The organism is Methylobacterium sp. WL103 (genome assembly GCF_008039885.1).
Classification (GTDB): Bacteria; Pseudomonadota; Alphaproteobacteria; order Rhizobiales; family Beijerinckiaceae; genus Methylobacterium; species Methylobacterium cerastii.
In genome coordinates, this window is sequence record NZ_VRUX01000902.1 from 1 (window position 1) to 1,234 (window position 1,234).

Genomic DNA, 1,234 nt, shown 5'->3' on the forward strand with positions numbered 1-1,234 from the left:
GCGCTCGACGATCACCGGCGGCCGGGTGCGGCGCTCGACGATGACGGTGCGGGGCGCGCGGCTCGGGCCGGCCTGGGCGATGATGCGCTCCGGCATCCGCTCCGGCTTGGCCTTCACCGCCGCCACGACGTGCGGGCGGACCTCGTCCGCGGGCAGGCCGATCAGCCCGGCGGCGATCTCGATCTGCTGCTCCAGGTCGTCGGACAGGTCCTGCGCGGCGATCACCGCCTCGACGATGGTCGGCGGCTCGCGGCGGACCCGGATCGGCGGCAGGTCGGCAAAGCTCTTCTTCGACTTCTTCACGGCTGGGCTCGCGCTCGTCATCCTCGGACCCTACCCGATTCGAGGCCATTGTGCACTGCATCAAAACGCGGCCGGCGCGGTCGGCCCCTGCATGGACCGAGGGTGCCGAATGGACAGGCAGGCCGCTCATCTGTCTTCGACGGCGTCAGCGCATTCATGATGCAATTGCCACCTCGCGCGTCACAGTACTGCGTCGAAATGGCGCAGCATGGGCGATCGGCACAGGCGTGGTTCGGTCACGGCGGAAGCCGATCCTGCAAGCTCGAACCGCCTGAAAACCCGAGCCGTCATGTCGCGTAGCGAAACCCTGACCCACGACCCGCGGACAACGCCGGCTCGGCCGGATCTCGCCGACATCCGCCTACGCGGCACAGTTGAGGCGGCACGCTTCGTCGCCGGCGAGCCACGGCAGGTCGTGATCCCGGCGGCCCCCTTGCGCCGGACGCCGCGTGCGGAAGCCGGCCTCGAAACGGAGGCGGTGATGGGCGACGCGGTGACCCTGTACGAGGTTCGCGACGGGTTCGCCTGGGTCCAGCTCGTGCGCGACGGCTATGTCGGCTACCTGCCCACGGCGAGCCTCGGCCCGGCCGACCCGGCCCCGACCCACCGGGTGACGGCGCTGCGCAGCTTCCTCTACCCCGCCCCCGACATGAAGCGCCCGGCGCTCGGCCATCTGAGCCTCGGCGCGCGGATCGCGGTCGCGGGGACGGAGGGCGACTTCGTGCGAGTCGGCGACGCCTTCGTGTTTTCGGCCCATTGCGCGCCGCTCGACCGGACGACGCCGGACTATGCCGGCACCGCCGAACGGCTCGTCGGCACCCCATACCTGTGGGGCGGGCGCACCAGCCTCGGCCTCGACTGCTCGGGCCTGGTCCAGCTCTGCCTGGATCTTGCCGGCCTCCCCTGCCCGCGCGACGCCGACCAGCAGGCC

Annotated in this window: 2 protein-coding genes; one reads left to right on the forward strand and one right to left on the reverse strand. The window is 71.6% G+C overall.

Annotation, left to right across the window (positions count from 1 at the left end; all coding sequences use genetic code 11):
• Window positions 1-324 (reverse strand): hypothetical protein (locus tag FV222_RS26575; RefSeq protein WP_147816118.1); only part of this gene is annotated, 324 nt, incomplete at its 3' end.
• Window positions 325-592: 268 nt separating this feature from the next.
• On the opposite strand from FV222_RS26575, the gene FV222_RS26580 reads away from it, so the two are divergent.
• On the forward strand, window positions 593-1,234 hold a 642-nt coding region (locus FV222_RS26580), incomplete at its 3' end, for an NlpC/P60 family protein (protein ID WP_147816120.1).